The organism is Streptomyces sp. NBC_00190, from assembly GCF_036203305.1.
In the GTDB taxonomy this organism is placed as follows: Bacteria; Actinomycetota; Actinomycetes; order Streptomycetales; family Streptomycetaceae; genus Streptomyces.
Genome location: NZ_CP108131.1, coordinates 1,454,135 through 1,465,947, shown reverse-complemented (window position 1 = coordinate 1,465,947; position 11,813 = coordinate 1,454,135). Strand labels below are relative to the sequence as shown.

The window sequence follows — 11,813 nt, the reverse complement described above, 5'->3', positions numbered from 1 at the left end:
GGAGGCGGGGCCCGGCTCGGCAGTGCCCGTCCGCGCCGCTCAGGTGTTGAGCAGCCGGTTGAAGAACGAGCGGTAGTGCTGCAGCGCCAGCCGCAAGTCCTCGGTCGCTACCTGTTCACCGCGGTCCCACTGGCTCTCCAGACCCTGCTTGTGCGTGGCGAAGGTACCGGCCAGGTTCTGCATGACCTCTGCCACCAGCGAGTCCGCAGCCTTGACCGCGTCCTGCGGGTCGTCGACGAACCGGCCCTGGATCTCGCTCCACTTCTCGCGGTACTCCTCCGCCTCCCCACTGCCGAGGAGCGGTTCGGTGCCGCGTTCGCCCTCGCCCTCAGCCTTGCCTTCGCCTTCCGCCGTCCCGCCTCCGACGGCGTTGGCGTCGGAGGCGGCTTCAACCGGGCTGTCTCCGGCCGCGTCGTCGTCCGTGGCGGTGGCCTCTCCCGGGTAGACCGCGGTGTCGCGTGAGGCGCGGCGTTCGCCGGCCGTGCCCGGGTGGGCGAGGTCTTCCGTGGTCAGGCCGGGCTCACGGGCCGGGGCCTCCCTTTCCTCGTGGGTCTCCATCTCACCGGCTCCTTTGATCGGTGAGCAGCTCCTCGAACAGGGCGCGGTAGTGCACCATCGCCCCTCGGAGCTCCTCTGTCGTCGCCTGTCCGCCGCCGCCGCTGCGTTCCCGGACGTCGTGGGCGGCGCGGTAGTGCTGCAGCGTGCGTCCGTGCTCGACCGACAGGTCGCGCAGCTGCCTGCTGTAGCCGTCGGTGGGGTAGCCGCGCTCGCGCATCAGCTGGGTCACCAGCTGGTCGGCCTCGGTGACGGCACCCTCCGGGCGGTCCACGAAGTGTTCCTGGACGCCGTTCCACTCCTCGGTGTACTGGCGTCGGCGTTCAGGTGGCAGTTCCTTGAGGTCGAGCCGGTCGTGCCGGTCCTCGCGGGCGCGCAGGTCGCGCTCGGCGGCCAGCTTCCCGCCCTTCTCCTCGACCGTGCGCTCGTACTCGGGCCCGAATCGACCGCGCAGGTGCCGTCGCCGCGCCAGCATCCACAGCATCAGGCAGAGCGCGAGCACCACTACCGCCGCCACGACGATCACTATGAGGGTGTTTGTCGACATGTCCGGCCTCCGTTCCGGGGCCTTTCCCTGTGTGTTCACGCGGCTGCCCGCGCTGCCGCCCGGCAAACACTCACGGCCGGACGGCCTCGACGGTGCCGTCGCGTCGGGCGCGTTCGGCGGCGAACACGGTCAGGTGACTGGTGAGCGACGCGCGCGGGCCGGACGTCACCAGGCCGGGGTTCCCCGTGGCCACGGCCCCGACGAAGGCGTCCATCAGGCCGGCGTCGCCGCCCCCGTGGCCCCCCGCCGCGTCCATCGGGCCCTCGGCGCCGAGGCCGACGACCTCCTCCGTACGGGTCAGGAAATCGTAGACCCGCAACCGCCTGCCGTCCCCGCGCAGTTCGCCGCGCGTGCCGAAGATCCGGGTCTGGCGGTCCGCCTGCTCGGTGAACGCGGTCATGGTGAAGGTGGCGGTGGCCCCGGAGGCGAACTCCATGGCCACCACCTGGTGGTCGACCACGTCGTTGTCGCACGCGTACACGCAGCGGCCGTACGGGCCCTCCCGCAGCGCGGTCTCCAGGGCCCGGGGGTGAAGTCGTCGATCAGCACACTGAGCGGCCAGCCGTGCCTGCCCTGGGCGAGCCGGTCGCCGTAGTCGCGCTTGGCGGAGTAGGGACAGGTGTCCTCCACCGCGCAGTCCAGGCAGCGGTCGGCGGCGCCGGCGGGCCTGTTCCCGGGCCGGAAGTGCGAAAGCCGCCCGAAGCTGGAGACGCGTACCGGCGGCCGGCCCAGCACGTACTGCAGCCAGTCCAGGTCGTGGCAGGACTTCGCCATCAGCATGGAGGAGGCCTGGTCCTCGCGCCGCCAGTTGCCGCGCACGAACGAGTGGGCCTGGTGCCAGAAGCCGACCGGCTCCAGATGCTGGACGCTCACGACGTCGCCGATCCTGCCGGAGTCGAGGACGTGCTTCAGGGCCCGTGTGTACGGGGTGTAGCGCAGGATGTGGCCCACGGAGAGGATCACCCCGGCCGCCTCGACCGCGGCCACGATGCGCCGGCACTCGTCCTCCGTCAGCGCCATCGGCTTCTCCAGCATGATGTGGTAGCCGAGTGCGGCGAACGCCAGGACCGGCTCAAGGTGTTCACGGTCCAGCGTGCAGATCAGCACCGCGTCCGCGACGCGGCCACGGGCCGCCAGCACCCGCCAGTCGTCCACCGCGGTCCCGGCCCCCAGAGCGTGGTCGGCCGCGAACCGCTCCCGCCGGGCCTTGCGCGGCTCGGCCACCGCGACGACCGTGGCCCGCTCCGGATGGGCCAGCGCCCAGCGGGCGTGCCCGGTCCCGCGTTCCCCGGCACCGACGACGGCAAGCGTGATTCCAGAGGGCATCGGTCCCGCTTTCCCTGCCTCGGGGAGCGCCCGGAAAGCGCTTTCCGGCGCCGAGGCTAGCGATGCCGGATCACCCGGACAAGACCGACCGGGCCCACTGCGCCGTGATGCGCGAGGCCTGGCTGGTCAGGGCGGCGACCAGATCGTGGGCGCTGCGGGACGCGGTCGGGCGCAGTACGGCGACGCTGATCTCCCGGGCCAGCGGCGGACCCTCCAACGGGCGTACGACGAGGTCCTTGCGTGGCGCTCCGAGCGCGAGCCGGGGCACCAGCGCCACGCCGGTGCCCGCGGCGACGAAGCCCTGGACCACGGCGTAGTCGTCGCTGCGCAGCACGTGCACCGGTCGACGGCCTGGTGCTGTCCGGGCTGGAAGCGGCCTTCGTCCACCCCTCCGTCGACACGGAGCAGGGCATCGCCCACGGGGTGACGGCGGCGGACCTGGCCGACACCCTCGCCCGGTACCCCGACGCGGCCGCGGCGTACGTCGTCTCACCGAGCTATTTCGGCGCCGTCGCCGACATCCGCGCCCTCGCCGACGTGGCGCACGCCGCGGGCGTTCCGCTGATCGTGGACGAGGCCTGGGGCGCGCACTTCGGATTCCACCCGGACCTGCCGGGCGGCGCGCTCTCGCAGGGCGCGGACCTGGTGACCTCCAGCACGCACAAGCTGGCCGGCAGCCTCACCCAGTCCGCGATGCTGCACCTGGGGCACGGCCCCTTCGCCGAGTTGCTCGAACCCCTCGTGGAGCGTGCCCACCGCCTCGTCCAGTCCACCAGCGCGAGCGCCCTGCTCCTGGCTTCCCTGGACCTCGCGCGGATGACGCTGGCGTCCGGCCGTGACGCCGTCGGGGCCTCCGTCGAGGCGGCCGACAAGATCCGCGGAATGATCCGCGCCCTGGGCCGGTTCCGCGTCGTCAGCGACGGGTTCGACCGGTTCCCCGACATCGCGGCGGCCGATCCGCTACGGATCGCCATCGACACCCGCGCGGGCGGGATCCCGGGCCACGAGGCCCGGCGCCGGCTGTCGCGCGAGCACCGGGTCATGGTCGAGGTGGCCACCGATTCGGCGGTCGTCGCCGTGGTCGGGGCGGGCTCCTTCCCCGACGCGGACCGGTTCGTCGAGGCGCTGCACAGCCTGCCGTCCCCGCTCGGCGGCGGCGGCGCCGGCGACGAACCGCTGCGGCTCTCCCTGCCGGCGCCCGGGCCCACGCGCCTCACCGCCCGGGAAGCGTTCATGGGTCCCACCCGGCTGGTGCCGACGGCCGAGGCGGTCGGCCTGGTCTCCGCCGACACCCTGGCCGCCTACCCGCCGGGCATCCCCAACGTGCTGCCGGGCGAGACCGTCACCGCGGAGACGGTGCGCTTCCTCCAGCGCACGGCGACGGCGCCGGGCGGACACCTCCGCGGCGCCGCCGACCCGGGTGTCACGCGCCTGCGGGTCGTCGGCTGAGGGGCGGCGGGGAGGCCGGGCCGTAGAGGGCGGTGGGTGAACCGGTGGCGAGGGCCCAGTAGCGGTCCCCGTAGGACCAATGCCACCACTCCGTGGGGTAGTTGACCAGGCCGACGGCGGCGAGGGCGGCGCCGAGGATCTCCCGGTTCGCGCGGGCGGCGGGGCCGATGTGCGGCGCGTCCGTGTAGCAGGCGCCCGCGCTCTCCTCCGGGTCGGCGTTCACGCGGGTGCCGAGGTCGAGTTCCGTCCCGTCCTCCTCGGCGAGGGTCAGGTCCACCGCCGCTCCCGCGCTGTGCGGGGCGATCTCCGGCGGGGACACGTAGCGGCTCGCCAGGGCGTACAGCTCCGCCTCCGGGAAGTCCGGGCGTCCGGCACGCAGCCCGCTGAGGTACTCGTCGAAGTACCGGCGCTGGAGAGCCGGCGGCCGGTAGCCCTCGACGAACAGCAGGCGCAGGCCGTCGGGGAGCAACTCCTGGGCGTGCAGCAGTCGTTGGAGTACGCCTTCCCGCAGTAAGGCGTAGCAGCCCGCCCCGTCGGCCTTGCGCGGGTCGACCAGCAGGAGCCCGGCTTCGCGTACGTCGACGAGCGGCTCGCCGCGTTCGTGGACGGCTATCGCGGACACCTTGGGATCGGCCATCAGGATGATCTCGTTCATGGCCCGATCGTCTCACCGCCCGGCGCGCGCCCGGTGGGGGTGCGGCGGTCAGTCGGGTCGGCGGATGCCCCAACGCCGCCGGGGCCCCGGCCCGGTGGCCCGGCCGGCCTTGAACAGCGGGCCGCGGAGCGCCTTGGCGGCGTCCTTGTCGCCCGCGGCCGCGGCGCGCCGGTACCACTCCTCGGCCTCTGCCCGCCGGCCGGTGTGGAGCAGTACGAAGCCCATGTTCATCATGGCGTTGACGTCTCCCGCGTCGCCCGCGCGCCTCAGCCACGGCTCGGCGTCCCGCAGCCGGCCGGCCTCGCAGAGCAAGCTGCCGAGCGGACCCGACGCCTGGACCTCCCCGGCCTCGACCGCGCGCCGCAGCCACGATTCGGCCTCCCCGGACCGGCCCGTTCGGTCCAGCAGGAGCCCCAGGTTGATCATCGAGCCCCCGTTCCCGGCCTCGGCCGCGCGCCGCAGCCAGGGCTCGGCCTCCTGCAGCCGGCCGCTCTCGCACAGCCGGGTGGCCAGGGCGGCGGTGGCCGCCACGTGACCGGTTTCGGCGGCGCGCCGGTACCACTGCTCGGCCTCGTCCGTCCGCCGGGTCCTCTCCAACAGGACGGCGATGTCGTACATGGCGCGGTCGAACCCGGCGTCGACGGCACGCCGGTACCACTGCTCGGCCTCCGGCAGCCGCCCTGATCCGTACAGCAGGGTGCCGAGGTTGCTCATCGAGGCCGCGTCACCGGCTTCGGCAGCGCGCCGCAGGAACCGCTCTGCCTCCTCCGCCCGGCCGGCCTCGTACAGCAGGACGCCCAGGAGACGGGCTGCCCGGAGGTGGCCCGCCTCGGCGGCGCTCCGGTAGTACCGCTCGGCCTCCTCCGTCCGCCGGGTGTACTCCAGCAGGACACCGAGGTCGCACATCGCGTCGGTCCCACCCGCGTCCGCGGCCTGCCGCAGCCACGGCTCGGCCTCCTCTCCCCGGCCGGTCCTCGCCAACCACTCGCCGAGCAGGCCCATGGCCGTGACGTCGCCGGCCCGGGCGGACCGCTCCAGCCACGGTTCGGCCTCGGCGCTCCGCCCCGTCATGCCCAGCAGCCCGGCCAGCAGGGCGATGGCCGTGCGGTGGCCGGTTTCGGCGGCGCGCCGGTACCACGGCTCGGCCTCCTCCGTCCGGCCGGCCTTCGCCAGCAGGTAGCCGAGGTCGATCATCGCGGGTACGTGGCCGGCCTCGGCCTCGGCCCGGAAGACCCGTTCGAGCTCCTCCGCCCCGTCCGGGCCCGCGCCTGCCGCCTTCGCCCGCAGCTTGGCGGTACGGAGGCGGAACTCACTGGCTTCGCCGGTAAGGCCGCGCCGCTCCAGCAGGTCGGCGAAAAGGGCGTAGCCGCCGAGCAGGTCTTCGGTGAACTCGTCCGGTTCGTGCTCGGCGAGATCCCGGTAGATCCGCGCCGCCCGGGCGGCCGCCGTGAGCGCGTCGTCGAGGTCGGTGTCCAAAATGGTCCTGGCGAGTGCGAACGCCCACAACCCACGGGCCAGATCGGGGAGGTGGGCTTCGCGGTCGGCCTCGACGAGTTCCTCGCACAGGCCGATGGCCCCCCGGGAGAGGTCCAGTGCCTGTTCCTGCCGACCGAGCTGGGCGAGGTACACCGCGTGGTTGCGCAGGGCCGCCGCCAGGCCGGGCAGGTGGGCGCGGCGGTCCTCGTCCGCCAGCTCGTCCCAGGCATCGACGGCGCGCTGGGAGTACACCAGGGCCTCCTCGCGCAGCCCGAACCTCCACAGGTGGCCGGTGTGGGCGGTCAGCGCCCCGGCCAGCGCCGGCAGGTGGGCGCTCGGATTGATCTCGGCCAGCTCGATGAGGTTCTGGGCGGCGAGTGCGGAGTCGGCCACGGCCGCCGTCAGATCCCCGGCCGACGCGTGCCGGATCGAGTCGTTGTGCGACAACCTGGCCAGCAGGGGCCAGGAGACCGCGGGATCGCTCGCGCCCAGCATCCGGTAGTGGTCCGCGGCACGGCGGGAGCAGTCCAGCGCCTCCTCGTGCCGCCCGGCCTCGGACAGCAGGTTGGCGTGGTTGTCCAGCGCCGTCGCCAGGGAGCCCCGGTAGCGCTCGGGGTCCGTGGCGGCCTCGAACAGCGACTCGATCAGGCCGAGTGCGCGTTCGGAGACCTCCAGGGCCTCCGCCCGCCGCCTGGCGTCGGCCAGCCGGTTCGCATGGTTGCCCAGCGCCTCCGACAGCAGCGGCAGGTGGGCTTCCGGGTCCGCCCGGGCCAGTTCGCCGTAGAGGTCGACGGCCTGCTGGGAGCGCTCCAGGGCCTCTGCCCGCTGCCCGGCGTGCGCCAGATCGATGGCAAGGGCGGACAGTGCCCCCGCCAGCTCGCGGGAGTGGACGCCCCGGTCGGCCCGGGCCAGCTCGCCGTAGAGGTCCACGGCCCGCTGGGCATGGTCCAGGGCCTGTGCCCGCTGCCCGGCGTTGCGGAGCTTCCTGTTGAGGTGGGCGTGCAGCCGGGCCCGTTCGGCGTCGGTGGCGCCGGGCTCGGTGAGGGTGGCGAGGCGCACGGCGATCGCGGCGAGGCCGGTGTCCAGGTTGACGTGCGGCATCCCGCCCACCTTGGCGAACGCGGCGTGTTCGATGGCGCTGAGACTCGCCCTGTCCGCGCCCGGTATACCGGCGATGGCCACCAGCGCGGCGCTGCCGGCGTCGATGGCGAGGTCCGCTCTCTCCCGCAGCAGGGGCTACAGGACCTTCTCGGCGAGGTGCGGCCACCGGTCGGCCGCCGAAGCCAGCAACGTGAGGGCGCGAGGGGCGCGGGCGGCGCCGCCGGGTGCGGTCAGCAGCGCTTTCGGGACCCCCGTCGCCCAGGCGTCCGCGCGGTAGCCGGTGACCGCGTGGCCCGGCACGGTCAAGGCCAGGAAGTCCTCGGCCAGCCGGTCGGGATACAGCGGTTCGAGCACCGTCTGCGGGTCGAGGGGCGGGTAGCAGCGCGCGTGGTCCCGCAGCAGGGACCGTACGGCCTCGGGCGCGGTGGCCAGGGCGGCCCGTTCCAGCGCCGCCGCACCGTCCTCCCAGGTCGAGGCCCCGGTCAGGGCGGCGACGAACGACACGCTCGCCATGTCGTCCGGTGACGTACGGAAGTCCAGCCCGGCCGCGCCGTTCTCGTACAGCCGCCTCCAGTGCTCGTGTTCCCGCTCCAGCAGATAGGCCGACAGACCGGCCGTGTCATGAGGAGGCCTGCGGCCGTGGACGTGGGCGTCGACCGCGACCAGGGCGGCCATGTGCACGGTGAGGGTGAGCCCGAAGGCGGGGTGTTCCAGAGGGAGGGACGAGGGGGCCGTGGCGGCGTCGGTCCGCCGGTACAGCTCGGCGAACCTGGTGCGGGCGGCGGCGAACACGTCCTCCCGGCCGCCGGGGTCTGCGGGCAGGGCCTCCAGCTCCTGGTCCGAGGTGGCGGCCCGGTCGCCGATCACGGATTTCACCGCGGGCCACGCGTGAGCGGAGCGGGCCAGCATCAGCACGCGCACCGGTGTCCGCCGCCCGGGGCTGCCGCCGAGCACGCTGTTCGCGAACAGCCAGGCCAGGTCCCGCAGGGGCCAGCGGTCGGCGTAGTCCACCAGGACCAGGAGCCCGCGGCGGTCGCCGACGCGGCCGTCAATGCTGCCCCCGGACTCCGGCACCACCGCGCCTCCGTGCCGGGCGACGATCGTCTTCCAGCCGTACCGGGCGGACGTCGCGGCCAGCTCATCGGCCAGCCGGGTCTTGCCCCGCCCGCCGGCACCGTGCAGCCAGCGGACCGCGAGGCCGCCGTCGCCGCCGTCGCACCAGTCCTCCAGCTCGCTCAGTTCCTCCTCGCGGCCGGTGAAGGGCACGACAGCATTGCCCGCGTTGAGCAGCCGACTGGGCTGCCCGGCCCACGCGGGGTCGGGGTCCCCGGCGGGCGGCCGGTGCTCCGCCAGGAGGTACACCGGCCGGCCGTCGCCGTACACGTGCACGTCCGCGTGGATCGCCCCGTAGGCGAACCCTCCGAAGGCGTACACGTTCTGCACGATCCTGGCCTGGCCTTCACCGTCCGGTAAGCCGGGAGCGGTCACCTTTGCCCTCCGTGTCCTGTCGGGGGAGGCGCCTCGGCGCCGCCGCCTCCCGCCCCGACGCTACGAGGCGGCACCACCCCGACGCAGCCGGATCCGAAAACGCCCGCGAAGATCGTCCGAAGAGGCAGACTGGTGGCTCGAATGCCCGAGATGTCGAGGAGTGAGCGTGCCCGTTCCGATCATCATCGACTGCGACCCCGGCCACGACGACGCCCTCGCGATCATGCTGGCTGCGGGCGACCCCGCCGTCGACCTGCTCGCGATCACCACGGTCGCCGGCAACCAGACACTCGCCAAGACCACCTTGAACGCGCGCCGCGTCTGCACGGTCGCCGGCGTCACCGGCGTGCCCATCGCATCCGGCTGCGACCGCCCGCTGCTCCAGCCGCTGGTGGTCGCGGACGACGTCCACGGCGAATCGGGCCTGGACGGGCCGGGGTTCCCCGAACCCACCGTGGACGCGGTCCCCGAGCACGCGGTGGAACTCATGCACCGCGTCCTGACCACCCATCCGGAGCCCGTCACCCTCGTACCGACCGCGCCCCTGACCAACATCGCCCTGCTGCTGACCCGCTATCCCGAGGTGGTCCCGCACATCCGCGAGATCGTCCTCATGGGCGGTTCCACCGACCGCGGGAACCGGACCCCGGCCGCCGAGTTCAACATCCAGACCGATCCGGAGGCCGCGGACATCGTCTTCCGCAGCGGTGTGCCGATCACCATGTGCGGCCTCAACGCGACCCACCAGGCGCTCGCCACCCCCGAGGTGCTGGCCCGCTTCGAAGGGCTCGGCACGGATCTCGGGCGCATCTGCGTCGAGTTGATGACCTTCTTCGCCTCCACCTACCGCCGGCTGTGGGGCTTCGCGAGCCCGCCGCTGCACGACCCGGTCGCGGTCGCCCGCGTCATCGATCCGGACATCGTGCGCTGCGCCCCGGCGGCCGTGGTCGTGGAGCTGCACGGGCAGTACACGAGGGGAGCGACGGTCGTCGACCTGCACCGGTACACGGACCTCCCGGTCAACGCGCAGGTCGCGGTGACGGTCGACGCCGACCTGTTCTGGGACCGGCTGCTCGCCGCGGTGGCGACGCTCGGCTCGCGTACGACTTGACCGGAACGAGTGGGTTTCCGGATACCGCTCTCGGCATACCATGCAGGGGCAAAATACGTGACGTCAGTGACGATTGCGGGCAGCGTGGCCCCAACCCCCGTTCCGCACGGGATGACGTCTGGGATCCTGCGGTGCCTCTGGTTCGGAGAGGCGTGGTTTTGTCGGTGGTCTCCTTACCGATACGGCGATTACGGGCACTGCGGGGGACGACGGAAGTGGGGTCGGGGCTGCAGCGCGCCCGCTCCTTCATGATCGTGGCCACCCTGCTCTACCGGGCGAGCCATCTGACGGTCGGCGTCCTCGCGGTGGCCCAGCGCCACCGGGACCTCCCCCTGCAGTACGCGGGGCTCGCGGCGGCGCTGGGCCTGAGCCTGCTGGGCTACGGCACGGCCCGGCGGCGCGGCTGGTTCGACCCCCGGCACGTCTGGGCGGACGTCCTGGTCATCGGGTGCGTAGTGCCGTTCGTCCTGATCGCGTGGGGCAACATACGGGAGCCCGCCCTGATCGCCTGGGCGATGCTGCTCGGCGGATCGGCGAGCGCCGCCGCGGCCATCGCCCTCGAACGGGCCCAGGCCCTCGCTGCGATCGCCCTCCTGGTGATCACCCACTTCATCGGCTACCGGGCGGTGGGCGCGAACCCCGCGATCGTCGGCGGCCACATCAACTCGCTGCTGTCGTCGGCCGTGTTGGTCTGGGTCTTCTGGTGGTACCTGCGCCGCCAAGGGCGCCTCCTCGACGACGCCAACGCCCGTGCGCTGGCCGCCGAGGCGCACAAGGCGCGCTACGCCGAGCGGCTGGAGCACCACCGCGCACTGCACGACACCGTCCTCGCCACGCTCACCACCCTCGCGGCCGGCGGGGTCGACGCCAACGCCCCCGAGGTGAGGGAACGGTGCGGCCGCGAGGCCGCGTACCTGCGACGGCTCATCCAGCAGACCGCCGACGAGGTCCACCACCGGGAGATCGGTGCCGCCCTGGAGGAGGCGGTCGGCTCGGTGGAGGGCCTGCAGCTGCGGGTCACCGCCCAGTACCACGACCTGCCGAAGGTGCCGCCCGAGGTCGCCGCCGCGTTCGCGGACGCCGCGCGGGAGGCGCTCAACAACGTACGGCGGCACGCGGGCACCGGACATGCCTACCTCACCGCCACGGGGGACACCGACGGCGGCGGGGGAGCGGTCGTCACCGTGGTCGACCGGGGTCCCGGATTCGATCCCGAGCGGTGCGTGCCCGGCCTCGGGCTGCGCGGCTCGGTCCGCGGCCGGATGGCCGAGGTGGGCGGCCGGGCGACCGTGGACACCGCGCCCGGCGAGGGCGTACGGGTGGAGCTGCGGTGGCCCCGGTGATCACCGTCGCGGTGGTCGACGACGACCGGATGCTCCTTGACGGCATGCGCGCCTGGCTGGGCGGGGTCCCCGAGCTGCGACTGGTGGCGACCGCCGCCACCGTCGGGGAGCTGCTCGGCCCACCGCGAGCGGAACACCCGTACGGGCCGGGCGAGTCGGCGTACGTCCCGCCCGACGTGGTCCTCCTTGACCTCGCACTGCGGGACGGCTCCGCTCCCGCCGACAACATCCGGCGGCTGTCGGGTTCCGGAAGCCGGGTCCTGATGATCAGCACCATCCCGGACCGCTCGCGGATCATCGAATCGGTCCGGGCCGGCGCAGACGGTTACCTGACCAAGGACAACGACCTGCCGACGCTGGTCGCCGCGATCAAGGACGTGGCGGCGGGCCGCGGGGCCCACTCCGTGGAACTCGCCTTCGCCTGCGCCTACGACACCGGTCCCGCCCGTCCCCGGCTCTCGCCCCGGGAGCGGCAGATCCTGCTCGACTACGCCTCCGGACTGACCCTGAAGTCCGCCGCCCGGCGCGCGGGCATCACGGTCTACACGGCCAAGGACTACCTGGACCGGGTCAAGGCCAAGTACCAGCAGGCGGGCCGTCCCGCGTACACGAAGCTCGACCTGGCCCGCCGGGTGCGCGAGGACAGCCTCGACGGGAGCTGACCACCCGGCGCAAGCCCCCCAAACGGACGGCTACAGGCAAGGGCCGCCCCCCTCGTATCGTCGTTCCCGGCGGCGCCGAGGAAGGCCCGCCGGGGGTAGG

The 11,813-nt window shown here is 73.6% G+C and carries 12 protein-coding genes; 4 read left to right on the top strand and 8 right to left on the bottom strand.

Annotation, left to right across the window (positions count from 1 at the left end):
* Positions 1-39: 39 nt before the first annotated feature.
* The 5 genes from OG429_RS07250 to OG429_RS07230 all read right to left on the bottom strand — a co-directional run bounded on the left by OG429_RS07250 (position 40) and on the right by OG429_RS07230 (position 2,762).
* Positions 40-558, bottom strand: a complete 519-nt coding sequence (locus OG429_RS07250; protein WP_328924469.1) for a hypothetical protein — start codon at positions 556-558, stop codon at positions 40-42.
* A gap of 1 nt (position 559) precedes the next feature.
* Positions 560-1,102 carry a hypothetical protein gene (locus OG429_RS07245; RefSeq protein ID WP_328924468.1) on the bottom strand — a complete coding sequence of 181 codons (543 nt, stop codon included), beginning with the start codon at positions 1,100-1,102 and terminating at the stop codon, positions 560-562.
* A 70-nt stretch (positions 1,103-1,172) separates the two neighbouring features.
* On the bottom strand, positions 1,173-1,538 hold the full coding sequence (locus OG429_RS07240) for a hypothetical protein (protein ID WP_328924467.1): 366 nt from the start codon (positions 1,536-1,538) through the stop codon (positions 1,173-1,175).
* Positions 1,499-2,428 (bottom strand): Gfo/Idh/MocA family protein, encoded by a 930-nt coding sequence (locus OG429_RS07235; protein ID WP_328924466.1) that lies wholly within the window; start codon positions 2,426-2,428, stop codon positions 1,499-1,501. The genes OG429_RS07240 and OG429_RS07235 overlap by 40 nt, the downstream gene beginning before the upstream one ends.
* 70 nt (positions 2,429-2,498) lie before the next feature.
* On the bottom strand, positions 2,499-2,762 hold the full coding sequence (locus OG429_RS07230) for a LysR substrate-binding domain-containing protein (RefSeq protein ID WP_328924465.1): 264 nt from the start codon (positions 2,760-2,762) through the stop codon (positions 2,499-2,501).
* A gap of 20 nt (positions 2,763-2,782) precedes the next feature.
* On the opposite strand from OG429_RS07230, the gene OG429_RS07225 reads away from it, so the two are divergent.
* Positions 2,783-3,877, top strand: coding sequence for an aminotransferase class I/II-fold pyridoxal phosphate-dependent enzyme (locus OG429_RS07225; protein ID WP_328924464.1), 1,095 nt, complete (start codon positions 2,783-2,785; stop codon positions 3,875-3,877).
* Here the strand turns inward: OG429_RS07225 and OG429_RS07220 are convergent.
* From OG429_RS07220 to OG429_RS07210, 3 genes are read right to left on the bottom strand one after another with little or no spacing between them, the layout of a single operon-like run.
* Positions 3,852-4,532 (bottom strand): M15 family metallopeptidase, encoded by a 681-nt coding sequence (locus OG429_RS07220; RefSeq protein WP_328924463.1) that lies wholly within the window; start codon positions 4,530-4,532, stop codon positions 3,852-3,854. The two genes, OG429_RS07225 and OG429_RS07220, sit on opposite strands and share 26 nt — an antisense overlap.
* Before the next feature lie 48 nt (positions 4,533-4,580).
* Positions 4,581-7,190, bottom strand: coding sequence for a tetratricopeptide repeat protein (locus OG429_RS07215; protein ID WP_328924462.1), 2,610 nt, complete (start codon positions 7,188-7,190; stop codon positions 4,581-4,583).
* A 54-nt stretch (positions 7,191-7,244) separates the two neighbouring features.
* The gene (locus OG429_RS07210; protein ID WP_328924461.1) at positions 7,245-8,597 is read right to left on the bottom strand and encodes a hypothetical protein; all 1,353 of its coding nucleotides are present in this window, start codon (positions 8,595-8,597) and stop codon (positions 7,245-7,247) included.
* 166 nt (positions 8,598-8,763) lie between these two features.
* Here OG429_RS07210 and OG429_RS07205 point away from each other — a divergent pair, with 166 nt between their 5' ends.
* The 3 genes from OG429_RS07205 to OG429_RS07195 all read left to right on the top strand — a co-directional run bounded on the left by OG429_RS07205 (position 8,764) and on the right by OG429_RS07195 (position 11,713).
* On the top strand, positions 8,764-9,708 hold the full coding sequence (locus OG429_RS07205) for a nucleoside hydrolase (RefSeq protein WP_328924460.1): 945 nt from the start codon (positions 8,764-8,766) through the stop codon (positions 9,706-9,708).
* Positions 9,709-9,923: 215 nt separating this feature from the next.
* Positions 9,924-11,051 (top strand): sensor histidine kinase, encoded by a 1,128-nt coding sequence (locus tag OG429_RS07200; RefSeq protein ID WP_328924459.1) that lies wholly within the window; start codon positions 9,924-9,926, stop codon positions 11,049-11,051.
* Complete coding sequence (locus OG429_RS07195) at positions 11,039-11,713, top strand: response regulator transcription factor (RefSeq protein WP_328924458.1); 675 nt, start codon at positions 11,039-11,041, stop codon at positions 11,711-11,713. The genes OG429_RS07200 and OG429_RS07195 overlap by 13 nt, the downstream gene beginning before the upstream one ends.
* Positions 11,714-11,813: the final 100 nt, after the last annotated feature.

What these genes read in the sequence shown, in the direction of transcription:
- OG429_RS07245 (WP_328924468.1), bottom strand. Translation starts at nt 1,102, where the DNA reads ATGTCGACAAACACCCTCATAGTGATCGTCGTGGCGGCGGTAGTGGTG.
- OG429_RS07220 (WP_328924463.1), bottom strand. Translation starts at nt 4,532, where the DNA reads ATGAACGAGATCATCCTGATGGCCGATCCCAAGGTGTCCGCGATAGCC.
- OG429_RS07240 (WP_328924467.1), bottom strand. Translation starts at nt 1,538, where the DNA reads ATGGAGTTCGCCTCCGGGGCCACCGCCACCTTCACCATGACCGCGTTC.
- OG429_RS07235 (WP_328924466.1), bottom strand. Translation starts at nt 2,428, where the DNA reads ATGCCCTCTGGAATCACGCTTGCCGTCGTCGGTGCCGGGGAACGCGGG.
- OG429_RS07250 (WP_328924469.1), bottom strand. Translation starts at nt 558, where the DNA reads ATGGAGACCCACGAGGAAAGGGAGGCCCCGGCCCGTGAGCCCGGCCTG.